Source organism: Amycolatopsis sp. M39, assembly GCF_001651785.1.
Taxonomy (GTDB): Bacteria; Actinomycetota; Actinomycetes; order Mycobacteriales; family Pseudonocardiaceae; genus Amycolatopsis; species Amycolatopsis rubida.
Genome location: NZ_LWSF01000002.1, coordinates 185,598 through 208,362, shown reverse-complemented (window position 1 = coordinate 208,362; position 22,765 = coordinate 185,598). Strand labels below are relative to the sequence as shown.

General features: G+C 69.1%; 20 protein-coding genes and 1 pseudogene. 11 read left to right on the top strand and 10 right to left on the bottom strand.

Annotated elements, in window-relative coordinates:
* Window positions 1-57: 57 nt before the first annotated feature.
* Window positions 58-933, top strand: a complete 876-nt coding sequence (locus tag A4R44_RS05670) for an aldo/keto reductase (RefSeq protein ID WP_067577003.1) — start codon at window positions 58-60, stop codon at window positions 931-933.
* Window positions 934-935: 2 nt separating this feature from the next.
* Here the strand turns inward: A4R44_RS05670 and A4R44_RS05665 are convergent, their stop codons facing one another.
* The gene (locus A4R44_RS05665; RefSeq protein WP_067577001.1) at window positions 936-1,814 is read right to left on the bottom strand and encodes a sigma-70 family RNA polymerase sigma factor; all 879 of its coding nucleotides are present in this window, start codon (window positions 1,812-1,814) and stop codon (window positions 936-938) included.
* A gap of 71 nt (window positions 1,815-1,885) precedes the next feature.
* Between A4R44_RS05665 and A4R44_RS05660 the strand changes: the two genes are divergently transcribed.
* Window positions 1,886-2,338, top strand: coding sequence for a carboxymuconolactone decarboxylase family protein (locus A4R44_RS05660; RefSeq protein WP_067576999.1), 453 nt, complete (start codon window positions 1,886-1,888; stop codon window positions 2,336-2,338).
* 61 nt (window positions 2,339-2,399) lie between these two features.
* On the opposite strand, the gene A4R44_RS05655 is transcribed toward A4R44_RS05660, so the two are convergent.
* The 8 genes from A4R44_RS05655 to A4R44_RS05620 form a co-directional block, all read right to left on the bottom strand.
* Window positions 2,400-2,978, bottom strand: a complete 579-nt coding sequence (locus A4R44_RS05655; protein WP_157904822.1) for a hypothetical protein — start codon at window positions 2,976-2,978, stop codon at window positions 2,400-2,402.
* A 16-nt stretch (window positions 2,979-2,994) separates the two neighbouring features.
* The gene (locus A4R44_RS05650) at window positions 2,995-4,071 is read right to left on the bottom strand and encodes a HoxN/HupN/NixA family nickel/cobalt transporter (protein WP_067576995.1); all 1,077 of its coding nucleotides are present in this window, start codon (window positions 4,069-4,071) and stop codon (window positions 2,995-2,997) included.
* Window positions 4,072-4,160: 89 nt separating this feature from the next.
* Window positions 4,161-5,090 carry an N-acetylmuramic acid 6-phosphate etherase gene (locus A4R44_RS05645; RefSeq protein ID WP_093572536.1) on the bottom strand — a complete coding sequence of 310 codons (930 nt, stop codon included), beginning with the start codon at window positions 5,088-5,090 and terminating at the stop codon, window positions 4,161-4,163.
* 16 nt (window positions 5,091-5,106) lie between these two features.
* Window positions 5,107-6,108 (bottom strand): MurR/RpiR family transcriptional regulator, encoded by a 1,002-nt coding sequence (locus tag A4R44_RS05640; RefSeq protein ID WP_167545218.1) that lies wholly within the window; start codon window positions 6,106-6,108, stop codon window positions 5,107-5,109.
* A 211-nt stretch (window positions 6,109-6,319) separates the two neighbouring features.
* Entirely contained in the window at window positions 6,320-8,071 is a 1,752-nt protein-coding gene (locus tag A4R44_RS05635; RefSeq protein ID WP_067576989.1) for a serine hydrolase domain-containing protein, read from the bottom strand.
* An 11-nt stretch (window positions 8,072-8,082) separates the two neighbouring features.
* Window positions 8,083-9,363 (bottom strand): exo-beta-N-acetylmuramidase NamZ domain-containing protein, encoded by a 1,281-nt coding sequence (locus A4R44_RS05630; RefSeq protein WP_067576987.1) that lies wholly within the window; start codon window positions 9,361-9,363, stop codon window positions 8,083-8,085.
* Window positions 9,360-11,162: a glycoside hydrolase family 3 protein gene (locus tag A4R44_RS05625; protein WP_067576985.1), complete on the bottom strand. Its 1,803-nt coding sequence runs from the start codon at window positions 11,160-11,162 to the stop codon at window positions 9,360-9,362. The genes A4R44_RS05630 and A4R44_RS05625 overlap by 4 nt, the downstream gene beginning before the upstream one ends.
* A 627-nt stretch (window positions 11,163-11,789) precedes the next feature.
* Window positions 11,790-12,611: an HAD family phosphatase gene (locus A4R44_RS05620; RefSeq protein ID WP_067576983.1), complete on the bottom strand. Its 822-nt coding sequence runs from the start codon at window positions 12,609-12,611 to the stop codon at window positions 11,790-11,792.
* A 689-nt stretch (window positions 12,612-13,300) separates the two neighbouring features.
* On the opposite strand from A4R44_RS05620, the pseudogene ssd reads away from it, so the two are divergent.
* The 9 genes and pseudogenes from ssd to A4R44_RS05585 all read left to right on the top strand — a co-directional run.
* A pseudogene (ssd, locus tag A4R44_RS52220) lies at window positions 13,301-13,903 on the top strand (septum site-determining protein Ssd); the annotation flags it as partial.
* Between the two features lie 112 nt (window positions 13,904-14,015).
* Window positions 14,016-14,318, top strand: coding sequence for a hypothetical protein (locus A4R44_RS52215; RefSeq protein WP_369805855.1), 303 nt, complete (start codon window positions 14,016-14,018; stop codon window positions 14,316-14,318).
* Window positions 14,319-15,470: a TadA family conjugal transfer-associated ATPase gene (locus A4R44_RS45320; protein WP_095213204.1), complete on the top strand. Its 1,152-nt coding sequence runs from the start codon at window positions 14,319-14,321 to the stop codon at window positions 15,468-15,470.
* A 242-nt stretch (window positions 15,471-15,712) separates the two neighbouring features.
* Entirely contained in the window at window positions 15,713-16,465 is a 753-nt protein-coding gene (locus tag A4R44_RS05605; protein ID WP_067578043.1) for a type II secretion system F family protein, read from the top strand.
* Window positions 16,411-17,157 (top strand): type II secretion system F family protein, encoded by a 747-nt coding sequence (locus A4R44_RS05600; RefSeq protein ID WP_369805827.1) that lies wholly within the window; start codon window positions 16,411-16,413, stop codon window positions 17,155-17,157. Before A4R44_RS05605 ends, A4R44_RS05600 begins: the two co-directional genes overlap by 55 nt.
* A gap of 30 nt (window positions 17,158-17,187) precedes the next feature.
* Window positions 17,188-17,352: a DUF4244 domain-containing protein gene (locus A4R44_RS45315; RefSeq protein ID WP_078561018.1), complete on the top strand. Its 165-nt coding sequence runs from the start codon at window positions 17,188-17,190 to the stop codon at window positions 17,350-17,352.
* The gene (locus A4R44_RS05595; protein WP_067576977.1) at window positions 17,352-17,690 is read left to right on the top strand and encodes a TadE family type IV pilus minor pilin; all 339 of its coding nucleotides are present in this window, start codon (window positions 17,352-17,354) and stop codon (window positions 17,688-17,690) included. Before A4R44_RS45315 ends, A4R44_RS05595 begins: the two co-directional genes overlap by 1 nt.
* Window positions 17,687-18,049, top strand: coding sequence for an Rv3654c family TadE-like protein (locus A4R44_RS05590; RefSeq protein ID WP_067576975.1), 363 nt, complete (start codon window positions 17,687-17,689; stop codon window positions 18,047-18,049). The genes A4R44_RS05595 and A4R44_RS05590 overlap by 4 nt, the downstream gene beginning before the upstream one ends.
* A gap of 1,052 nt (window positions 18,050-19,101) precedes the next feature.
* Window positions 19,102-19,722 carry a bifunctional DNA primase/polymerase gene (locus A4R44_RS05585; protein WP_067576973.1) on the top strand — a complete coding sequence of 207 codons (621 nt, stop codon included), beginning with the start codon at window positions 19,102-19,104 and terminating at the stop codon, window positions 19,720-19,722.
* A 47-nt stretch (window positions 19,723-19,769) separates the two neighbouring features.
* On the opposite strand, the gene A4R44_RS05580 is transcribed toward A4R44_RS05585, so the two are convergent.
* The gene (locus tag A4R44_RS05580; RefSeq protein WP_067576970.1) at window positions 19,770-22,745 is read right to left on the bottom strand and encodes a DEAD/DEAH box helicase; all 2,976 of its coding nucleotides are present in this window, start codon (window positions 22,743-22,745) and stop codon (window positions 19,770-19,772) included.
* Window positions 22,746-22,765 lie beyond the last annotated feature (20 nt).

The following is a 22,765-nucleotide window of genomic DNA, read 5'->3' as shown; positions in this document are numbered from 1 at the left end:
TGATACGGAGGCACCTCCGCATCAACTTCCACTATGCCACGGCAGGAGTCTTTCCTCATGACGGCAACCACTGCTCCAGGCGGCACCGCGAAGCTCGCCGGCCACGAGGTCGCGCGGATCGGCTACGGCGTAATGCAACTCGGTCGCCCCGGAACCGACCGCGCTGACCAGGTGAAACTGCTGCGCGAAGCGGCGAGCGCGGGCGTGAACCACCTGGACACCGCCCAGTTCTACAGCGACGGCCGCTGCAACGACCTGATCCGCGAAGCGTTCTCGCCCTATCCGGACGACCTGGTCGTGGTGACCAAGGTCGGTGCCGAGGAATCGCCGCGAGGGCTCCGGCTCGCGCAACAGCCGGAGCAGCTTCGAGCGCAGGTCGAGGCCAACCTCGCCGCGCTCGGCGTCGAACAGCTCGACGTGGTCAACCTGCGCCGCGCGGACGCCGGGCCTGGCCTGATCGCGGAAGGCGACCAGCTCGTCGACATCGACGATCAGCTCGCCGAGCTGATTTCCTTGCGGGACGCGGGAAAGATCGGCTCGCTGGGGCTCAGCAACGTGTCCGCCGGCCAGCTCCGGCACGCGCTCGAAGTCGGGATCGTCTGCGTGCAGAACTCCTACAACGTGCTCGCCCGAGCCACCGAACCGGTGCTGGAGCTGTGCCGGGAACACGAAATCGCGTGGGTGCCGTACTTCCCGCTCGGCTCCGCGTTCGAGCTGGGCCAGGACGTCCGCGATAATCCGGTCGTGACCGGCGTCGCGGCCGAACTCGGCGCAACTCCGGCGCAGGTCGCGCTCGCCTGGCTGTTGCAGCGCTACGCGGGCACGCTCCTGATCGCGGGCACGGCGACTCCCGCGCATCTCGCCGAAAACCTCGCGGCCGGCCAGGTGCAGCTGCCCGCCGAAGCGGTAGCTGCCCTGGACCGGCTCGGCTGATCTCAGAAGTTCAGCGCCGCGATCCGCTCGGCGTCGGCGAGGATGTTGATCTCCGTGATCAACCCGTCGGCCACGGTGAACGACAGCACCGAAACCGCCTTCCCGTCGCGCCGGGCGATGATGCCGGGGCCGCCGTTGACAGTCGCGTACTGCGACCTCAGGCCGGCTGGGCGGAACTGCGACGCGCTGCCCGCGACCTCGGCCGCGCCGCGCACGACCTTCGAGCCGAGCCCGCCGGTGTCGACGCGCAGCAGAGCGTCGGGGTGCAGAAGGGCGACGAGCCCCTCGAAGTTGCCGCCGCGTGCGGCGGTGAGCCAGGCGTCCGCGATCTTGCGCTGCTGGGCTCGATCCGCCGGACCGGCGGGCGTCACGCCCCGCACGCGGCGGCGCGCCCGGCTCGCCAGCTGCCGTACCGCGGCGGTGTTCTTGTCGAGCATCGTCGCGATCTCGTCGAACGGCACGGCGAACATGTCGTGCAGGACGAAGGCGAGCCGCTCCGCCGGGTCGAGCGCCTCCAGCACCACCAGCAGCGCGAGCCCCACCGAGTCCGCGAGGACCTCCTGCTCCGCCGGATCGACGCCGTCCCCGGTCTCCACGACCGGGTCCGGCACCCGGACGTCCAGCGGGTCCTCGCGGCGGGTCGCGCGCGAGCGCAGCATGTTGAGGCACTGCCGCGACACGATCGTCGTCAGCCAGCTGCCGGTGTTGCGGACGTCCTCGCCCGACGAACGCGTCACCCGCAGCCAGGTCTCCTGGATGGCGTCGTCGGCCTCGGCGAACGAACCGAGCATCCGGTACGCCACCGCCCGCAACCTGGGCCGATGCTCCTCGAACTGAGCCGCCCAAAAATTCTCGTCCTGTTTTTCGTCCCGCACTGTCACATCTTCTCCTCGGGCCGGGTCCTACTGGCAAGACCCGCCGAACGCGGCGGACGTGACAGGAGGAGATCACCATGCAGGCTCGGATGACCCACCCGATCCAGGTGCGGCCGGACGCGATGAAGGCGCTGCTGGCGCTGAGCAAGGCCACGAACGACAGCACCGTGCCCGCGACCACGCACCACCTCATCCACCTGCGCGTGAGCCAGATCAACGGCTGCAGCATGTGCGTCGACATGCACGCGCGGGAGATGAAGGAAGCGGGCGAGAAGGACGAGCGGATCTGGGGCGTCGGCGCGTGGCGCGAATCGACGTACTTCACCGACGCCGAGCGCGCCGCGCTGGACCTGGCCGAACACGTGACCCGGCTGGCCGACCGGACCGACCCGGTCCCGGACGAGGTCTGGGACGCCGCCGCGGACATCTACGACGAGAAGGAGCTTTCGTCGCTGCTGCTGTCCATCGCCGGCATCAACGTGTGGAACCGGCTCAACGCCGCGATCCGCCAGCCGGTCGGCTCGTTCTGAGGTGCACTGGGGGTGTTGCCGGGGGCGGTGGCGAGGGGATCCACCGCCGCCTCCGGCAGCTTCACACGCTCGCGGACAGCTGGTCCCGGATCGCGGCGACGGCGGCCCGCGGATCGTCGGCCCAGAGGTCGAGCTGAGTGATTTCGACGCCTGCCTTGCGGCCGAGATCGACCCGCTGCGGTTCGCGCAGGGTGACCGAGAGGTTGGTCGCCTGGCTGATTCCCACGGCCAGCACCCCGTCTTCGGGCACGCTGACGCCGCCGCGTGTCTTCAACGACCGGCTCGCCTGCCGGACAGAATCGATGCTGGCCAACGGGATCCGATGGTCGAAGAAGGACAGATACCGCACCCGCAGCCCTTCCCGGCTGACTGAGTGCGGGTACTTGTAGAGCGTCGCGACGAGCGCCAGGAACGCGAGTGCGCCGATGACTTCCAGCACCAGCAACGCGATCCGCACCGGCACCGACTTCACCACGACCTCGACCAGCACGATGTCGACCGGGTTGACCGCCAGCATCACCCAGAACATCGGGCGGATGGTGCGGCTGTAGTGGATCGCGACGCCGTCCGGCGGCACGTCGGTCCGGCGGCGGAGCACGAGCGCCAGTGCCCTCGCCAGTATCAGCGGTTGTCCCTCCACGGTGCCCCCTGAGCGGTCAGTCGGCGGTTCCCAGCCGCGCGGCCCACTTCTCCTCTATTCTCCCGAATTTCCAGATCGCGAACGCGGCCAACCAGGTGACGACGAACAGCCCGACGATCGCGAAGCCCACGTAGTCGAGGTCCACCGAAGCGATCGCGGCGAGCGGTCCGGACGTGATGCCGAGCTTCTCGGCGAGCAGCGTCACCAGTTCGATGGTCCCAATGCCGAGCGCGACCGCCACGGAAAGCGCGGTGACCGTGAGGTTGTAATAAATCTTTCGGATCGGCCGGGCAAACGCCCAGCCGTATGCGTAGTTCATGAGCACGCCGTCGGCGGCGTCGAACAGGCTCATTCCGGCGGCGAAAAGGATCGGCAGCACGAGAATCGCGTACCAGGGCAAGGCAAACGCGGCGGCACCCGCGGCGAGTACGAGCAGTCCGATTTCCGTCGCGGTATCGAAACCGAGTCCGAAGAGGACTCCCACTGGATAGATGTGCCACGGCTTCCGCACCGCTTTGGTGGCCCCGCGCAACAGCCGGTTCATCAGGCCGCGGTTGTCGAGATGGCGTTCCAGTTCCGCCTCGTCCAGTTCGCCGCGGCGCATCCGGGCGAACACGCGCGCGATCCCGACGAGCACGACCAGGTTCATGATCGCGATCAGGTACAGGAAAATCCCGGACACCGAGGTGCCGATCAGGCCGGTCGTCTCGTGCAGCGCGGAACCGTCGTCCTCCAGCTGCCCGGCGATCGCGCGGACGCCCGTCGACAGCAGCAGGCACAGCGCGAAGACGATCGTCGAATGCCCGAGGGAGAACCAGAACCCGACCGAGAGCGGACGCTGCCCGTCGGCCATCAGCTTGCGCGTGGTGTTGTCGATGGCGGCGATGTGGTCGGCGTCGAAGGCGTGCCGCATGCCGAGTGTGAACGCGGTGACTCCGAGGCCGATGCCGAAGGTGCCGCCCGCGCCGAGCGCGTAATGCTCTGGCGCGACGACCAGCACGAGCAAACCCCAGCCGACGAGGTTGAGCAGCAGGACCACTGCCGCCATGCCGCCGATCGACCAACGGCCGCCGCGAGTGAACCGCTGCGTCATCGCCGTCCTCTCGCTCGCCGGAAAGCCGTGCGGCTTCTTGAGGGAATCAGATTCCCTCAAGAAGCCCTTCACGGACAATCGGGTAAAGCTCAGCCGGCGCGCAGATGCAGCGAGTCGAGCGCCTTGCGCACGTGCCCGCCTGCCGAGGACAGCGCCTCGGCGGAGCGGGTGACGTCGCTGCCGGACAGCAGGTGCACGAGCGCCACCTTGAGGTCGCCGCCCGCTTCGGTGAGCGCGTCCGAGCAGTCGGCCATCGTCATGCCGGTGGCTTCTTGCAGGATCCGGATGGTGCGGCCGCGCAGCTTCGCGTTCGTCGCGCGCATGCTCACCATCAGGTTCGAGTACGTCTTGCCGAGCTTGATCATCGTCGCGCTGGAGAACGCGGTGAGGATCAGCTTCTGCGCCGTGCCCGCCTTCATCCGGGTCGAGCCCGCGATGGCCTCGGGACCGGTGGCGACGGCGATCAGGACGTCCACGCCAGGCGGTTGCGCAGCGCGCGGGTTCGCCGAGACGAGCCCGGTGTGCGCGCCGATCCGGCTGGCCTCGGCGAGCGCGCCGAGCACGTACGGCGTGCGTCCGGAGGCCGCGAGACCGAGCACGAAGTCGCCCGGCCGCACCGACAGGGCGATTTCCGCCGCGCCGGCGTCCGCGTCGTCCTCGGCGTTCTCGACGGCCTGCCGCAGTGCCTTCTCGCCGCCCGCGTGATGGGCGATGAACCAGTCGCCGGGCACGTTGAACGTCGGCACCAGCTCAGCCGCGTCCAGCGTCGCGAGGCGGCCCGAGGTGCCCGCGCCGACGTAATGCACGCGCCCCCCGCCGCGCAGCGCCTCGACGGCGTAGTCGACCGCGCGGGCCAGCTGCGGCAGCACCGCGGCCACCGCGTCCGGCACCCGGCGGTCCTCGGCGTTGATCGCGCCGAGGATCCCCATGGTGGACATCAGGTCGATGTCCACCGTGCGCGGGTTTCGTTGTTCGGTGGGCGAATCGACGTGCACCGTCTGGCAGGGGACGGACATCAGATCCTCGCTTCTTGGTTCATTTGCCGGTTTCCCGCGGGCGACGACGACCGTCGGGTCTGACCCCGAGCCGGTGCGAGCCGACCGCGTCCCTCGTGGCGTCCAACGCGCTGACCGACGCCTCCATGTGCCGCTGCGCGACGCCGATGAAGAGGCAGTCGATCACGGTCAGCTGGGCGATCCGGCTCGCTGTCGCCCCGGACCGGAAGGTGGTCTCGCGGGCTGCCGTGGTGAGCACGTGGTCGGCGACCTCGGTGATCGGCGAGCGCGGGAAGTTGGTGACCGCGACGGTCGCCGCTCCGTGCTCGCGGGCGACCCGCAGCGCCTCGACGGTGTCCGTGGTCGCGCCGGTGTGCGAGACGCCGATCGCGACGTCGCCCGGCTTCAGGACCGCGGCCGAGGTCAGCATGATGTGCGTGTCCGACCAGGAGAAGCTGACGCGGCCGATCCGGTGCAGCTTCTGCTGCAGGTCAGCGGCCACGAAAGCGCTTGCGCCCACGCCGTACACGTCGACCCGGCCGGCTTCGGCGACGAGGTCGATGACGCTCTGCAGCTGGGCGACGTCGAGCTGGTCCGCGGTCTCTTCGACGGCGCGCGCGTCGGCGAAGCTGACCTTGCCGATGACGGACGCCAGGTCGTCGCCAGGGCCGATCTCGCCGCCGAGGTTGCGCGAGGTGCGCGCCTCGGTGCGAGCGGTGTCCGCGGCGAGTGCGATGCGCAGCTGCGGGTAGCCGCCGACGCCGACGGCCTTGCAGAAGCGCGTAACGGTGGTCTCGGAGGTGTTCGCGGCGAGCGCGACCTCGGTGATGCTGCGGCGCGCGACGGCGGCCGGGTCTTCCAGGACAACCTTCGCGACCCGCTGCTCGGCCCGGGCGAGTCCGGGCAGCAGCGAGCGAATGCGGACCAAGGGGCTCGCATCCGCGTCGCGCGCCGTCGCCTGACCTGCGAGGTGCTCGGAGGGTGCGCTGCTGATTACGGATCCCGCATCATCCGCCGTCGGAAAGTTACTAACCGTTGGCATTTGCGACAAGGCTACCCACATCCTTCGGCAGAACCACAACCCGTCCGTGTCTGCGGACTTCGGTTTGCGATTAATCGTTGTCAAGAAAGTCGCCAACCGAGTCCACGGTGTTAACGACCTCAAGCTAACGACTTGGCAACTAAGTGTGTCTAGCGAAGGAGTCTTGTTCCACTGAGTGGGGACACGAAGGTGGCAATGCGCGGCGGGGTGCCTACCGAGCGCTCAATTTCCATCCCGAAGAGGCCAGTTCCGAGGGGTTTCGCTCACCATCGAGAACGACCTGGCCGCGTTGGGTGACTTTCACACTGTCGAGGGAAACTCCCCGCCCCGTGTAATTCGGATCGGTGCTGTAACGCCACCGGAGCGAGGTAGCCGCGGACGCGGGCACCTCGGCGGACACCCGCCACCAGGAACGGTGCCCGTGTCCGCCGAGCGCGGCCGTCTCGGCTCCGGGCGCACCTGGGCCACGGGCCTGGAGCGGAACAGGTTGCCAATTAACCCCGTCGGTGCTCGATTCGAGCTGTAACGGGTCGCTCGGGCCCTCGGTATCGACGAAAGCGGCGAAGGACACGCGAAGTGGTGCACCTGCTGGAAGCGGTTGGGTACTGAGCGTAGCGGTGCCGTTGTTTCCCAGGCTCGCGTACCAGGCGTCGGGACCCTGAACCGGCCGCACGGCCATCGCCTTCGCGAGCGAGGTCGCCCAGACCTGGCGAGCGGTGTTGATGGAACCCCAGTCGCGCGTCGGGTGCACGCGGTTGGTGAGCAGCAACGCGAACGAGCGCGACTCAGGGTCGATGACCAGCGTGGTGCCGGTGAAGCCGGTGTGGCCCGCGCTGACCGGCGACGCCAGCGCGCCCATGTACCAGGGCTGGTCCAGTTCGAAACCGAGCCCGTGCTCGTCGCCGGGGAAGCGCTGGTTGTAGTTCGTCAGCATCTTCGTGACGGTGTCCGGCCGCAGGATCCGGTGCCCGCGGTAGCTGCCGCCGTTGAGGATGGTCTGGGAGAGCACGGCCATGTCGCTGGCCGTGGAGAAGACGCCCGCGTGCCCGGCGACGCCGCCGAGCGACCAGGCGTTCTCGTCGTGCACCTGTCCGCGCACGAGCCCGCGCGGCGGGTTCGTCTCGTACTCGGTCGCGGCGATGCGGGCGAGCTTCGACGCGGGCGGGCGGTACCCGGTGTCGACCATGCCGAGCGGAGCGGTGATGCGGTCGTGCACCACCTGGTCCAGCGGCTTGCCGGACAGCTTCTCGATCAGGAAGCCGAGGGTGAGCATGTTGAGGTCGGAGTACAGGTACGTGCTGCCCGGCGCGTTCTTGAGCGGGCTGTCGAGCACTGCCTTGCGCCGCGAGGGGATGTCCGGATAGCCCTGCCAGAGCGACGGTGACGGGTCGGCGTCGAAGCCGGAGGTATGCGTGAGCAGCTGCAGCACGGTGACGCCCTGCTTGCCGTTGACGCCGAACTCCGGCAAATAGCGCACGACCGGTGCGTTGACGTCCAGCTTGCCTTGTTCGGTCAGCTGCAGCGCGGCGATCGAGGTGAAGAGCTTCGAGATCGACGCCATGTCGAAAATGGTGTCGTTGCGCATCGGAACCTGCTGGTCCGGCGGCAGTTCGGTGCCTTTGGCGTCCGCGTACCGGAGCGCGCCGCCGACGGCGTACCGGTCCACGACTACGCCGTCGTGCGCGAGCAGGCCGACCGCGCCGGAGAAATGCGGATGCCCGCTGTCGTCCGGCTGGGTCCAGCTCTTCAGGAACTGCTCGGCGTCGCGGATCGGCTGCGGATCGAGGTTGACCTCGCGCGGGCTGCCGTCGCGCAGCGTCGTGCTCGCCGGGGCGAACCCGTGCTGCGGACGGTCGAAGCGCCCGGCGAAGCCGTGTCGGTTGTCGATCGTGGCTGCTCCCGCGGTCGTCGTGGCCGCGACCAGGACGGCCAACGTCGCGACGAGCACTTTCCTAGCACGCATGACCGCTCTCCTCAGCGATAGATCAGGTGGGGGCGGCGTCTGCGGGCGAAGTCGGCGAGTTCGGCGCGCCAAGCGCCGGTGATCTCGTCGACCCCGGCGCCGGCGTCGACCATGGTGCGCAGCCGCGCGGATCCGGACAGCTTGTCGATCATGCGGTCCGGCCGCCAGCCGAACTTGTCGGGCGCGACGCGTTTGGCCGTTACGAACATCGAGACGGTGGTGTTAATGGCGTCGAAGGCCTGCGGATCGGCGACGGTGACCTGTACGCCGCCGCAGGGCTCGTTCACGAACTTGCCGAAGGTGGGTACGAAATAGATCTCGCGGAACGCCGCACCCGGCAGATGGAGCTTTTCGAGTTCTTCGCGCCAATGCCAGTCGAGGCCGGGCGCGCCGATGATCTCGAACGGCCGTGTCGTGCCGCGTCCTTCGGAGAACACTGTGCCTTCGAACATGCCTGTGCCCGGGTATACGAGCGCTGTGTCCGGCGTTGGCATGTTCGGGCTCGGAAGGACCCAACGCAGCCCGGTGTCGGCGAAGAAGCTGTCGCGTCGCCAGCCGCGTACCTGGACGACTTCGAGCTTCGCCAGCTTCACGCCTTCGCCGGGCAGGAACTCGGCGGCGAAGAACCGCGCCAGCTCGCCGACAGTCATGCCGTGCTGCTGTGCGATCGGCTTCAGTCCGACTCCGGACGAGAACTTCGGGTCGAGCACCGGGCCGGACAGTCGTCCGCCGATGGGGTTTGGCCGGTCTAGAACGACGAAGGCCGCGTTGACCTTCGCTGCGGCGACCATCGCCGTGTACAGCGACCAGATATAGGTGTAGAAGCGCGCGCCGACGTCAGCGATGTCGAAGACGACAGTGTCCAGTCCGGCCTTCTGGAACAGCGAAGCGAGCTTCGTCGCGTTAGCGCCGTACGCGTCGTACACGGGGATGCCGGTGCGCGGATCGGTGTAATCGCCTTCGGAGCCACCGGCTTGTGCGCTGCCGCGAAAGCCATGCTCGGGCCCGAAGGCCGCGACGGGGCGTACGCCCGCCGCGACCATCGAGTCGACAATGTGGTCGCCGTTGGCGAGCACGCCGGTCGGATTGGACAGCACGCCGAGCTTGCGTCCGGCGAGCGGACGCCAGCCCTGCGCGGCGAGCTGTTCGGCACCAGTGAGCACCCGGCGCTCCAGCTCGGGTTGCGCTGCTTCGGGTGCCGCCTGTGCCGCCTGTGCCGCAGCCGAGCCGCTCGCCAGCACCGGGACGGCGAGCGCCGGAACGGCCAGGAAATTCCTGCGATTGAGAGTCACCAGGTCAGCCCGTGTCCGAAGGGGTATTTGACGGTGTGCACGTCTGCCCCGGCCGGGACGTCGACCGGCAGCTTCCCGCTGGGCTTCGTCTCGCCGAGCACGACCTTGGCGAGCGCTTCGAGCGACGGCGTGATGTAGCCGTAAGTGGCGAGCCAGGTCGGCACCGGGTTCGCGTACCCGGCGTCGTACGGAATCTGCGCGGCGACCGCGACCACCGGCTTGCCGGTGTCCATCAACGCCTGAAGAAGCTTGCCCTGCAAGGGGAAACCGCCGAGGTTGTTGGTCAGTACCACGACGACGTCGTTTTGCTTCGCGGCGGTTGCGGCTTCGGAGATCTGCGCGTCGGTCGGGGTTTGCCCGGTGGCCAGCGCGGTCGCCTTCGTGCCATGTGCGGTGAAGCGGTCGGCAAGCGTTTGCGTCGTGGTGTCTCCCCAGCCGGTGACCAGCACGTTCGACGGCTTCTGCTTGAGCGGCAGCACTCCGGCGTCGTTGGCGATCGCGGTGACCGACCGGTCGGCGATGCCCTGCGCGGTAGCCAGGTGGTCCGGCGTGCCGACCTTCTTCATGACCTGCGAAGGGTTGTTGAACGGCGAGTACAGGATTCCGCGCTTCAGCTTGAGCTTCAGCACCCGCAGCACGCTCTGGTCGATCCGCTGCATCGGCAGGTCGCCGGACTTCACCGCGGCGATCACGGCGTTGATCGCGACGTCCAGGTGCACCGGCATGAGCAGCTGGTCCACGCCCGCCTTCAAGGCGAGGACCGGGATTTCGGCGTCGCTGTGCAGCTCCCGCACGCCCTGCATCTCAAGCGAATCGGTGATCACGACGCCGTTGTAGCCGAGTTCGCCGCGCAGCTTGCCGGTGATGATCGGCTTAGACAGCGTCGCGGGCTCACCGGACGGGTCGAGGCTCGGGAACTGGATGTGCGCGCTCATGATCGAGTCGATGCCCGCGGCGATCGCGGCCTTGAACGGCGGCACGTCGATCTTGCGCCAGTCCGCCTCGGAGCGGTCGATCTTCGGCAGCCCGGTGTGACTGTCGGTGGCCGCGTCGCCATGGCCGGGGAAGTGCTTCGCGGTGGACGAGACGGTCTGGCTCGCCGGCCCGGAGTTCTGGTAGCCCTTGACCTCCGCGGTCACGAAACTGCTGGCCAGGTCGGGTCGTCCGGAGAACGACCGGACGCCGATGACGGGGTTGGCCGGGTTGGAGTTGACGTCCGCGTCCGGCGCGTAGTCCTGGTTGATGCCGACCGCGCGCAGCTCGTGGCCCAGGATCGTGGCGGCCTTGGTCGCACTGCCGGTGTCGCGTCCGGCGGCGATGGCCATCGAGTTGGGGAACTCGGTGGCGGGCGCGCCCATCCGCGTCACCGTGCCGCCCTCCTGGTCGGTGCCGATCTGCAGCGGAATGTGCGCGCCGCTGGAGATCGCCGCGCGCTGCAGGCCGTTGGACAGCTTCGCGACCTGCGTGGGGTCGTCGAAGTTGTCGCGGCTGGTGTTGTTGAAGTAGATGACGCCGCCGAGGTGGTACTTCTGCACGGCTTGGGCGGCAGTGTCGACGCCGAAGTCGGTCTGGTTCTTCGGGTTGACCTCGTCCGCGGACTTGCCGTTCACCCACGTGACGAACAGCTGCCCCACTTTCTCTTCCAGGCTCATGCCGCGCAGCGCCTGTGCGGCCGCCGCGTCGAGCCGCGCGGCCGTCTGCTGGGGTGTCTGCTGCGGCTGTTTCGGCACCGCGAACGCCGAGGAACTCAGCCCCCCGACGGCGAGCACCCCCGCAAGGGGAACGGCGAACACCTGCATCCTCCGCGTGCGCGCGAGTCGGTTCGTCACGAATTGCCTCCCAGTGTCGCGTGCCGCAGCGGGTACGGACGCGGGTCGTGAAGCGTCCACCGGGCAGCACCGGTATCGGGAAGCTACTCACCGCGATACGGGGTTGTCCATCGGCCGAGCGCAGGAACGAGAGGGTTCACCTGGGAGGACGGTCTGCGCGCGGATTTCATCGAGCCCGGCTCGGTCCGCTGCGCGAGGTGCCGACATAACACTGGCGGCGCCCGTCAGCCGAGGCCGGACGGGTGCCGCCAGTCAGCGCGAACATCTCGGGCGACCAAGCGTGCAACTCTGGTCGTACCTTCATGGACTCGGCGTCCGGCGTCCCGGTACGCAGTCCCTAGACGACGAGCCTCCCGCGGCGTGCTGCGCGTGGGTACCCGGAGTCCGCGCACGGAGGTTGCCCGGGGTGACAGAGGCTTCTCTTCTACCTCTGTCCTGGCCGAATCAACGTCCGCACCTACTTTCTACGCCGTGAGCGCGGTCACTTCAAGTGCGCGTACGGGTGCACCGGTACAGAGGCTCGATCCGGTGACAACACCACCCTCAGCAACGGACCTAGCTGCGGAAACCGGCGTTTTGGTACCGCCACGCGGGTGCTCAGTCGCCGGTGCCCCGGGACCGGCGGCGCCGGCTCAGGCTGTACCAGGTCGCGCCCGCCGCCACGGCCCCCACGCCGAGCGCGACCATCCCCGCGGACTTCGCCGGGATCCGCGTGCGCAGCGACATCGGCCGCTCGAACGCGAGGACCGGCCAGCCGTGCTCGTCCGCGGTGCGGCGCAGCAGCTTGTCCGGGTTCACCGCGTGCGGGTGACCCACCACCTCCAGCAGGGGGAGGTCGGTGCTGGAGTCGGTGTAGGCGAAGCAGTCCGCGAGGTCGTAGCCGTGCGTGGCGGCCTGCTGCTTCGCGGCGACGGCTTTGTTCTCGCCGTAGCAATAGAAATCGACCTCGCCGGAGTAACGGCCGTCGACGATCTCCATGCGAGTGGCGACGCAGCGGGTCGCGCCGAGCATCTCCGCGACCGGAGCCGCGACCTCCTCGCCGGTCGCGGACAGCACGATCACGTCGTGCCCGTCGGCGAGGTGCGCCGCGATGAGGTCGGTCGCTTCCGCGTAAACGAGCGGATCGACTACGTCGTGCAAGGTTTCGCGCACGATCGCGGAAACCTGCGCGACATCCCAGCCCGCGCACAACGCGGAAACCTCGGCGCGCATCCGCTCGGTCTTGTCCGCGTCCGCGCCGGCGAGCGAGAAAACCAGTTGCGCGTAAGCGCTTCGCAGCGCCGCACGGCGGTTGATCAGTCCTTCGCGCAGCAACGGCTTGCTGAACGCGAGCGCGCTGGACGACGCGATGATCGTCTTGTCGAGGTCGAAGAAGGCGGCTACGCGCCGGGGTGCTTCTTCGCTGCGGGGTTCGGCCACGTGATCAGGATAGGCGCACCGCGCCGCGTTGTTGGCAGCACACCGGTCGTGGCGACGGCCGGAAAATCGATGACATCGGCTCGCTTACGGCCTCGGGTGCCGTTATCGAATCGTATGTGTCACTCACACAGCCAACTCATAGCTAACGGAGTTACAGTGAACAGGCCCGGTCTTGAACCGGGCTGGTTCAGTCCGACCCCCCGGGGCTGAACCCCTGGCGGCCCTCGTCCCTCCCCCCTGGCGAGGGCCGCCTTCTATTCTCCCCGTTTTCGCGTCGGCGAACAATTTTCAGGTCTGCCCCGGAAACGCTGTACTGCCCGTATTTATCGCTCTGACCTGGGCGGTCTTGGTCGTTCGCCGGGCACCTTACGGGCAAGATCAATTAACCGCATGCTTACCTTTCCAGTGTTTTCTCCGGCGGTGGCACCCCTTACTTCTCCCGCTGCGGCAAATTTACTTCTTTCCACTTGGTTTTCCGGAGTTTCTTCGCAGCAATCGTTTTCTCAGCCGAATGTGCGGAGCCGTGCATTATCCGGTGCCGGCCGACACTCCGCGGTGCTGGATCGATTTCGCACCCCGAGTTGTCCACAACCCCCGGGTTATCCACATGACGGAAAGACGGGCATTGCCGTGCCGCCTGGCGGCGAGCGACCGTGGGAGTCCGGCCCGCGAAACCCAGGGGAGGGCACATGGCCACCGCACAACCGCTCGTCGTCTCCGGCGAAGGCACCGTGTTCGAAGAGATCCGCCGCGTCGCCGCGGTAGTCGGCTGCGAGTTCGACCACGCGCCAGACCTAGCCGCCGCACGCGGACGATGGACACGAGCTCCGCTCGTGGTGCTGGATGAGGACATTTCGATCGACAGCTCGCCCATGCCAGCACGCGACAGCGTCGTGCTTGTCTGCAAAGGCGCACCCGGACTGGATACCTGGCGACGCGCAGCCGCCCTCGGCGCCCGCCGAGTCTTCAGCTTGCCCGACGACGAAGCGGGCCTGACCGGCGCGTTCGCCGACGTCACCGACGCACCAGCCGAATCACCAGGCCCAGTAATCGCTTTCGTGGGCGGCCGAGGCGGTTCCGGCACCTCTGTGCTGGCCGCAGCAGTCGCCGTCGAAGCCGCCCGCACCGACTCCGCGCTATTAGTCGACTGCGACCCGCTAGGCGGCGGATTGGATCTCCCGCTGGGCCTGGAACACACGAAAGGCCTGCGATGGCCCGAAGTTCGGCTGTCCGGCCGAGTGTCCGTCCCGTCCCTGATCGCCTCGCTCCCCAGTCGCGGCAAGCTCCCTGTGCTGTCCTGCGGTCGTTCCGGCGACGGCCCGACTCCTCGCGCCTTGTCCGCGGTGGTCNCCCCGCCATTTCGACGAGGGCACGCTTGCCGTCGCCGCAGCCGCCGATCTGGTCGTGCTGGTCGTTCCCGTCGAGTTCCGTGCCTGTATGGCGGCGAAACAAGTCCTGACCCACCTTCGTCCGCACACCGGGCGTTTCGCAGTCGTCGCAAGTGGACACCGCATCGACGGCGTCCCGGCTTCGCAAACCGCAGGCATGCTCGGCCCGCCCTTGATCGCTGACGTGGCCCCAGAACGCCGAGTAGCCGCCACCTTGGAATCCGGCGAGTTCGACCTGCCCCCGAAGGGCGCGTTGGCCACCGCTGCCCGTGCCGTACTGGCGAACCTGCGTCCCCTCACGACCGCACAGGCCGCGTAGATGACCACCGACCTAGTAGAACGAGTCCGTCACCGCCTGGCAGGCGAAAGCCGCGGCACCGACCCGATCGCCCTGGCCGAAGCAGTCCGGGTCGAAGCCGGCGGCGCCCTGAGCCATGACGCAGTACTAGCCGCCGTTCGCCAAGCGCGAGACGAGTTCGTCGGCGCAGGCCCGCTAGCCCCATTACTGGAGGACGACACAGTTACCGACGTCCTGGTCACTGCTCCCGACCAGGTGTGGACCGACGGCCCCGCCGGCCTCACCCACACGACCATCCGTTTCCCCAACGAGGACGCCGTCCGCCGCCTAGCGCAGCGCCTGGCCCTAGCGGCAAGCCGCCGCCTGGACGACGCCCAGCCCTACGTAGACGGCTGGCTCCCCGCCCGCCAGGGCCGAATCCGCGTCCACGCCGTCCTGCCGCCCATCGCCGCCAACGGCACCTGCCTGTCCCTGCGCGTGCTGCGCCCGGTGACGCACGACCTAGCCGCACTCCAAGCCCACGGCTCCATCGACCCAACCGCTCTGAACATCCTCGAAGCAATCCTCAAACACCGCCTGGCCTTCCTGATCACCGGCGGCACCGGTGCCGGAAAGACAACGCTCCTGAGCGCCTTGCTGAGCGCGGTAGCTCCAACCGAACGAATCGTCTGCGTAGAGGACGCTGGCGAACTACACCCGACCCACCCACAATTCGTAAGCCTCGTCGCCAGACCCGCGAACGTAGAAGGCGTAGGTGCCGTGGAACTCCCAGAGCTGGTCCGACAGGCACTGCGAATGCGCCCAGACCGCCTGATCGTCGGCGAGGTTCGCGGAGCAGAAGTGTGCTCCCTGTTGAACGCCATGAACACCGGTCACGAAGGCGGTGCCTGCACCCTGCACGCGAACTCCCCTGCCGAAGCCCCAGCACGCCTGGAGGCCTTGGCAGCCCTGGGCGGTCTGCCGAGAGATGCGTTGCACAGCCAACTAGCCGCAGCAGTCCGCGTAATCCTCCACATGCGCCGAACAGCCACCGGCCGCCGCTTGACGGAAGTCGCCGTACTCCAGCGTTACCACGGGGAAGTAAAACCCCACCCCGTCTGGCGCGACGGCCACTGGACGAACCGTCGCTCCCTTTTCACCGCACTGACAACGCCGGAACCCGCCCCTGCCTAGCCCCCCCGCTCGCTTCCATCGCTCGCGCGTTTGTCCTGCGCAGCCACTCACCAGTCGGCGTTTGCACCCATTAGACCTCGCGCCGACCCCGGACCACGCGCACCTTCCTTCCGCTCCACAACAGAACCTTGTCGCGCGGACCACGCGCACTTCCCTTTCGGCAGTCCGTTCCGCAGTTCCGCCCCGCAGCGAAGCGTCCCGTAAGAACCGCACTCAACCGACCCAGCATCGAGGTGACCCCGTTGATCTCCGCATGGTCGTTCCTCTGCGCAGGCACCGGAATCCTGTGCTGGCCAGCCACCCCCAACCGCCTCATTCCAACGCCCCGCCGCCGCTTCCGCCTCCCCGTCCCGCCCCGCCAGGCCCTCTGGCTGGCCCCCGCCATCGTCGCCCTGCCGCTGGCCGGAATCGGCGCCGCGGCAGCCACCGCCCTGCTCACCCTCGCCGTCGGTCAGGAATGGCGCAGCAGAAAGGAAACCACCGAAACCCTGACCCGCGCCGAACGCACCGCGACTGTCCTCCGCACGATGGTCTCCGAACTCCGCGCCGGTGCCCACCCGGTAACCGCCGCCGAAGCAGCCGCGGACGCGGTCCCCGAACTGGCCGGAGAGCTCCACAACCTCGCCACCGCCGCCCGCCTCGACGGAACCCTGGAATCGCCAGCACTCCCCGCCGTCGTCCAATCCTGGAACCTGGCCCGCTGCCACGGCCTGCCCATCGCCGACGCCCTCGAAGCCGCCCGCCGAGACGTCGACGCCGAAGTCGCCTTCGCCCGCCGCCTGCGCGCAAAAATGGCCGGGCCACGCATGAGCGCAATAGTCCTGACCGTGCTGCCGGTCGGTTGCCTGGCAATGGGCCAGCTCATCGGGGCCAACCCGCTCGCCGTCCTCACCGAAACCCTGATCGGACAAGCATTCCTGGTCTCCAGCGCAGCCCTGCTATGGGCAGGCACCGCCTGGTCCAGAGCCCTCACCGGCCGCAGGTCGGCCCCATGACCGCCCTGAGCCTCGCCCTCGCCGCCACCGCGCTGCTGCTCTGGCCAAACACCGTCCCGCCCCGGCACCTAGCCCGGCCCAAGCGCCCACCCCGCACTCTGCGACCAGAGGTCTGGCACCCCGCCGCCGCAATCGTCGTAGGCGTATCCGCAACCGTCCTCACCGGAATCCCCATCGGACTGGCCGCCTGCGCAGGCTCCTGGTGGCTCCTGCGCCGATCCCGCCATCCCAAAAACCCAAGCGACGTCTCGGAACGACTCCGTTCCGCGTCAGTCCTGGACCTGCTTGCCGCCTGCCTTCGCGCCGGAATGCCAGTCCCGACCGCCTTGGAAGCCGTAGCGCCCGGCGCGCCACCGGACACCGAAACCGCCCTGCGCGCAACGGCGAACCTGCTAGCACTGGGCGCGGACCCGGCTCCCGCCTGGACCCCGCTCCGAGCCCGCCGGGACTTCGCCGAGCTGGCGGTCGCAGCCACCCGAACCGCGCGGTCCGGGGCGGCCCTCGCCTCGACCGCGGACGACCTGGCCCACCGCATTCGCGACGGACTGGGCGTCGAGGCCGAAGAACGCGCCGAACGCGCCGGAGTCGCCCTGGCCCTGCCGGTCGGGTTGTGCTTCCTGCCCGCGTTCTTCGCCCTCGGCGTACTGCCGGTAGTGCTCGGCCTGGCCGGGCGAATCGGCGGTCTGCTGTGAACCCATCCACGACAGAAAGGGAATCCGACCATGTGGTTCTTGCCCGGAGACGAGGGCACCACCACCGCCGAATACGCCATCGGCACGGTAGCCGCGGCAGCGTTCGCCGTGGCGCTCTACGTGCTGCTCAGCGGAGACTCGGTCTCCGCGACTTTGGCCGGCCTGGTGCACAAGGCCCTGACGGTGGCCACCTGATGGCCAGCCGTCGCCGGGACGGCGGATTCGTCACGGTAGAAGCCGCCCTGTCCTTGGGCGCGCTGACCGCCGTGCTGGCGATCCTGCTCGCGGGCACCAGCGCGATCGCCGGGCACCTCCGCTGCCTGGACGCCGCCCGCGAAGCCGCCCGCCTGACCGCGACCGGGCAGCCAGGAGCCGCCGACGCAGTGGTCCAAACCATTGCCCCGCACGGCGCACACCTCACCATCCACCGCACCGGCGACGGCCTCACCGCAGAAGTAACCACCGACGCCCTGTCCGCTCTTCACTTGAGCGCAACCGCCTACGCCATCTTCGAACCAGGCCCAGCCTCATGACCCAGAAACAACCAGCCGACGCCGGCGTAGCCACGATCTGGACGGCCCTGGCTGCCGCAACCCTGATCTCCGTGACAGTCCTGGTGTGGTGGTTAGCCGCGGCCATCACCGCCCGCCACCGCACCGAAGCTGCCGCCGACCTGGGCGCGTTGGCCGCAGCAGCCCACGCCGCCGCCGGACCGACCATCGCCTGCGCCCGAGCCAAGGAGGTCGCCGACCACGAACGCGCAGTGCTGACCAGTTGCCGCTGGCACAACCGCGACGCCTTTGTCGAGGTCCGCGCCACGACCACCCCGATCCCCGGCCTGCCGGCCCCCACCGCAAAATCCCGCGCCGGTCCAGTCGACCTGCCTCTCTGACCGGAACGCCTCGACCGACGCTGGCCTCGGCAGCCGCGTTCAACGGCGGCGACGCGCGGACCAGTCCGGTAGCCGTGCTCCGCGACCGGCCGCTTGCGTGGACACCGGTGCTGGCCCGTTGGTGGTGTTGAGAGGCAGGGCCCGATCCAGTAGCCGTGCTCCGCAGTCGGCCGCTGACTACCCGCGCGTCCGGTAGCCGTGTCTCAGGTGGAGCGGTGTCCGGGCGGGTCGCTGCGGCTCCGCGACGGACTGCTGACTCCTTGCGCCCGCCATCGGTGTTCCCCTGCGACCGCCTGAGCTGCCCCTCGGGCACGGGACCGCCCGAGCTGCGCCTCGTGCACGGGACCGACCGGCCGAGCTGCCCGTCGGGCACGGGACCGCTTGAGCTGCCCGTCGGGCACGGGACCGCTTGAGCTGCCCCTCGGGCACGGGACCGCCTGAGCTAGGCAGATCTGCCCGGGCCTAGGCCGCCGGTTCACCCGCCGCAGTCCAGCGCGCGGTTTGTCGCGGAGACCGGCGTCGCCCGATCCAACCGAAGGGAGTTGCAACCTGCCGACCGCCTCCACACACCCCGCTCGTCCAGACACCATGGGCCGCCCTCAGCGGCGTTCCGGGCCACCAGCCGGAACCGTTCATCGGCGACGAGCCGGACCGGTGACCAGTCCCCGGAACCCACGGTGCGTCCGGATCTTTCCGGCATCGGCGACGAGTGGCGAAGAACACGAGCAGCGGTCGCTGACGCACGCCGAACGGTCAATTCCCCAGGTCAACGGGTGGTCCAAGGGCATGCCTCAGTGCGTGTGCGAAAAGGCGGGAAAGTGTCGAATCCCGTGGTAGCCCCGTTCTCGCGGGCGGGACGGCGGGGTCAGCGGCCGGTGATCGGCTCCTTGTTATCGGCCGGACAGTGGGCTACTGGGCGTTCATCGATCGGTAACGGCCGGTTGTCGCGCGGAGTCTTCCCCGCAATGTGCAACTTGCCGTTTAGTGAGACGTGCGCCACCACGGCCCCGACCCGGACGGCGCGAAAACCGGACCTCGAAGGCAGGAAAGCAATGTTGGACGCGAATTGGCCGGACAGCTGGCGGAACGCCTTCCGCATCGAACTGCGTGCGGAGGCGATCGGCCTCGCCTGGCGCGGCTGGCCGGTGCTTCCGGGGGCGACCCCGGAGCCGATCACCGCGGAGGGGGACGACCTGACCTGGCGCCGGCCGGTGCCGGTGCGCGACGACTGGCGTGAGCTGGTCGGTTCGCACGCCCACGAGGTCGCCAGCTGGTTCAGCGACCGCACGCACAGCCTGCTGGTGGCGACCGGCACCGTGCTCGACGCGGTCGAGGTGGACCAGGAACTGGGCAAGCGCGCCGCACGACTGCTGCGCGCCATCGGGCACCCGGCCCCGATCGTCGCCATGCCGAACGGCCGGTGGCTGTTCCTCACCTTGCCCTCCGAGCACCTTCCCGCCGAACTCGCCGAGCAGATTTCCCTGCAATGGCACGGCAAGGACAGCTACATCCCGCTGCCGCCGTCGCCGTTCCAGCACGGTGTCGTGCACTGGCGCGTGAAGCCCGAGGTGTGCGGCTGGCAGCTGCCGCCCGCCGCCGAGGTGCAGGACGTGCTGGTTCGCGCCCTCGCCGACGAGCACGCCTCGATGCTGGTCGAGAGCACCGCCGCCTGATTTCCGGTTCCATCCCGGCAGGTAGCACGCGACAATCGAAAAAGTCTTCACGTTCCATCGTGGCCGCACTGTTCCCCGTGCTGACGCAACGCCCCGAGCACGGCTCCCAGTACGGCCACCGCCCCTGCCTTGTCCAGCGGATCGTTGCCGTTCCCGCACTTCGGCGACTGGACGCAGGACGGGCAGCCCGTCGGGCACTCGCAGGAGACGATCGCCTCCCGCGTAGCGGCCAGCCACGGGACAATCGCGGCATAACCGCGGTCGGCAAACCCCGCACCCCCGGGATGCCCATCGTGCACGAACACCGTCGCCTCCCCGGTGTCCTCGTGCCACGCGGTAGACACCCCGCCGATGTCCCAGCGGTCGCACGTAGCGAACAGCGGTAGCAGGCCGATCGCCGCGTGCTCGGCGGCATGCAGGGCACCGGGGACGCGCGCCGGAAGCAAACCGGCGCCCCCCGGTGCTCTGCCAGCACCCCCGGTCCCCACCGGTCCCACCGCAACACCGATCTCGACCCCGGCACCGGGCCCCCGCCCAGCCGCCGGATCGCCCGAAACTTCGCCGGTTACCCCGACAGCCGACGAGGCACCCCCGGTCCCCACCGGCTCTCCAGCCGCACGACGGTCCGCCGCCCCCGCAGCGGTCCCGCCGATTCCCCCGGCGGCTGGCGATGCACTCTCGGTCCCCGCCGGTTCTCCCGCCACACGGCGGGTTGCTGACCCCGCAGCGGCTTCGTCGATGTCCCCAGCGGTTCGCGATGCACCCCCGGTCCCCACCGGTTCTCCGGCCGCACGACGGTCCGCCGCCCCCGCAGCGGTCCCGCCGATTCCCCCGGCGGCTGGCGATGCACTCCCGGCCCCCGCCGTCTGGCCGCTCGCCGACACCGCGCCCATTCGGCCGGGATTCCCGGCAGCTGGGGACGCGCCCTCGGACCCCGTCTGCCCGCCAACCCCGTGGCTCGCTACCGATCCCGCAGCGGTCCCGTCCTTCTCCGCCGTGGCTGGCGACGTGGTCTCAGCACGGCTCGCCCCGTCGACAGCCTCGTTGTTCGCCGACCCGGCAGCGGTTTCGCCGGCGCCACCGCCAGCCGGAGATTCCAGCAGCCCACCCGAAACCGTGTACCAAACCGCTCTCGTGTGCAGGCTCTGTTCCGGCAGGTCAAGCGGCGTATGGTCCAGCACTTCCCCCGACGGCCGCCTCCGTAGATACCCCACCACCTGCGATGTCACTGCGACCTCGCCAAGGCACACTGTCACCCCGCCGTGGCGGCATTGTTCTTCTGTCGACAGCACCGAGATGTCCACGATCTCGCGCGGCGAAGTCGTCCAGTCCGGGTCCTCCGCGTGCACCAGCGCCAGACCTGTCTCCAGATCCAGCTCATCGACGACATACGACGACCCCTGATGCAGATACACCGCGCCGGGATGGACGGAGTAGCAAGCCGATCCGGGGTCGACGGTGCCCAGCATTCGGCCGGAGTCGGCTTCCACCACCGCGATCTGGTCGCCGCCTGAGCCGCGGATGCCGACCTCTCCGTGCGGGCGGTCGCGCGAAGTCCAGTACCAGCCGCTCGAACGTCGGCGCAGCAGCTTCTCCTCGGCCAGATCCGCCAGTACCGCGCGGGCCGCCTCGCCGCCGAAGGTTTCCAACTCCGGTTCGGTGAGCGGCAGCTCCGCGACCGCGCACGCGAGCTGCGGGCCCAGCACGTACGGGTTCGTCGGGTCCAGGACCGCGGTTTCCACCGGGCGCTCCAGCAAAGCGGCCGGGTGGTGCACCAGGTAGGTGTCGAGCGGATCGTCCCGAGCGACGAACACCACGAGCGCCTCATCGCCCGAACGCCCGGCGCGGCCGGATTGCTGCCAGAACGACGCGAGAGTGCCGGGGTAGCCAGCCAGCACCACGGCGTCCAGGCCAGCGATGTCGACGCCCAGCTCCAAGGCGTTCGTGGTCGCGACGCCCAGCAGCCGACCCGAAAGCAGGGCTTGCTCCAGAGCACGACGCTCTTCAGGGAGATAGCCGGACCGGTACGCGGCAACGGTATCCGTCAACCGGGAGTCCACTTCGGACAGAAGGCGGCGTGCTCCCAGCGCGGTCAGCTCCGCACCGCGGCGGGAGCGGACGAAAGCCAGCGATCTAGCGCCTTCGACGACCAGTTCGGTGAGAATCCGCGCGGTCTCGACGCCAGCCGGGCGGCGGACGGGCGCGCCGTTCTCGCCAGTCAGTTCGTCGAGCAACGGCGGCTCCCACAGAGCGACCGTCCGTGCTCCGCGGGGCGACGCGTCGTCGGTGACCGCGGAGCACTGCACGCCGGTGAGCCGGGTGGCGAAGGAAGCTGGCGAAGCAGTAGTCGCCGAAGCCAGCACGAACACCGGGGAGGCTCCGTAGTGCTCCGCCACCCGGCGCAGGCGGCGCAGCAACAGCGCGACGTGCGAGCCGAAGACGCCGCGATAGCTGTGGCATTCATCGACCACGACGTATCGCAACCGGCGGAAGAACTGCGTCCATCGAGAGTGCGTCGAAAGGATGCCGCGGTGCAGCATGTCGGGATTGCTGAACACCCAGTTCGCGTGCGCGCGGACCCAGTCGCGCTCTGTCATCGGAGTGTCTCCGTCGAACGCCGCCGCGCGCACGCCTGTGACGTCCAAAGAGGACACCGCGCGCAGCTGATCAGCGCCGAGTGCCTTCGTCGGAGAGAGGTAGAGCGCGGTCGCCCGCGGGTCCGTGGCCAATGCGCTGAGCACCGGCAGCTGATACGCCAGCGACTTCCCCGACGCGGTGCCGGTGGACACCACGACGTGCGTGCCCGCGTGCGCCAGCGAAGCCGCATCGACCTGGTGCCGCCACGGTTTTTCGACTCCGGCCGCACCGAACGCGGCCACCACCGACGGCTCCGCCCACTCCGGCCACGGCTCGTGCCGGGCCGCGCGTTCCGGCAGCCGGGACACGTGCGTCACCGGATTCTCGTGCGCCGGGATCCCTGCCGTGACCCGGTCCAGCAGCCTCCGTCCTCGCTCTCCCACCACGTGCCGAAGCTTCGCACAGG

What these genes read in the sequence shown, in the direction of transcription:
- A4R44_RS05660 (WP_067576999.1), top strand. Translation starts at nt 1,886, where the DNA reads ATGCAGGCTCGGATGACCCACCCGATCCAGGTGCGGCCGGACGCGATG.
- A4R44_RS05640 (WP_167545218.1), bottom strand. Translation starts at nt 6,108, where the DNA reads ATGCCAACGGTTAGTAACTTTCCGACGGCGGATGATGCGGGATCCGTA.
- A4R44_RS45320 (WP_095213204.1), top strand. Translation starts at nt 14,319, where the DNA reads ATGACCACCGACCTAGTAGAACGAGTCCGTCACCGCCTGGCAGGCGAA.
- A4R44_RS05595 (WP_067576977.1), top strand. Translation starts at nt 17,352, where the DNA reads ATGGCCAGCCGTCGCCGGGACGGCGGATTCGTCACGGTAGAAGCCGCC.
- A4R44_RS05625 (WP_067576985.1), bottom strand. Translation starts at nt 11,162, where the DNA reads ATGCAGGTGTTCGCCGTTCCCCTTGCGGGGGTGCTCGCCGTCGGGGGG.
- A4R44_RS05590 (WP_067576975.1), top strand. Translation starts at nt 17,687, where the DNA reads ATGACCCAGAAACAACCAGCCGACGCCGGCGTAGCCACGATCTGGACG.
- A4R44_RS05670 (WP_067577003.1), top strand. Translation starts at nt 58, where the DNA reads ATGACGGCAACCACTGCTCCAGGCGGCACCGCGAAGCTCGCCGGCCAC.
- A4R44_RS05600 (WP_369805827.1), top strand. Translation starts at nt 16,411, where the DNA reads ATGGGCAGGCACCGCCTGGTCCAGAGCCCTCACCGGCCGCAGGTCGGC.
- A4R44_RS05635 (WP_067576989.1), bottom strand. Translation starts at nt 8,071, where the DNA reads ATGCGTGCTAGGAAAGTGCTCGTCGCGACGTTGGCCGTCCTGGTCGCG.
- A4R44_RS05585 (WP_067576973.1), top strand. Translation starts at nt 19,102, where the DNA reads ATGTTGGACGCGAATTGGCCGGACAGCTGGCGGAACGCCTTCCGCATC.
- A4R44_RS05650 (WP_067576995.1), bottom strand. Translation starts at nt 4,071, where the DNA reads ATGACGCAGCGGTTCACTCGCGGCGGCCGTTGGTCGATCGGCGGCATG.
- A4R44_RS45315 (WP_078561018.1), top strand. Translation starts at nt 17,188, where the DNA reads ATGTGGTTCTTGCCCGGAGACGAGGGCACCACCACCGCCGAATACGCC.